Here is a 323-nt window from a genome sequence, read left to right as displayed (position 1 = left end):
CCCACAGTGACCTATGTCATATGAGAGCCGGGCTTGCCCGCGATGACGTCAGCCGCTACACCACCAATCAAAGCCCCATCTGTTTACTGATAATCTCGTTCATCACCTCCCGCGTCCCGCCGCCAATCGACAGAATCCGGTTATCCCGGTACAGCCGCTCCACAAGGCTGTCACGCATGTAACCCAAGCCTCCCAGAATCTGCACCGCATCATTGACGATCCGGTCCGCCGTGTCGGTGGCAAAGTTCTTGGCCATCGAAATTTCCTTGATCACACTCTGCCCCGCCGCCATCTTCGCCGCCTGGCGATAGGTAAATTCCCGA

At 57.3% G+C, this 323-nt stretch carries 1 protein-coding gene; it reads right to left on the bottom strand.

All coding sequences use genetic code 11. From position 1 onward, the window contains the following. Nucleotides 1-67: 67 nt before the first annotated feature. The coding region (locus SB772_RS39730; protein ID WP_410838483.1) for an acyl-CoA dehydrogenase family protein at nt 68-323 on the bottom strand (256 nt) is incomplete at its 5' end.

This window comes from Paraburkholderia sp. SIMBA_030, assembly GCF_046535245.1.
Lineage (GTDB): Bacteria > Pseudomonadota > Gammaproteobacteria > Burkholderiales > Burkholderiaceae > Paraburkholderia.
The sequence above is the reverse complement of the archived record's forward strand: the minus strand, read 5'-3'. Positions and strand labels throughout refer to the sequence as shown.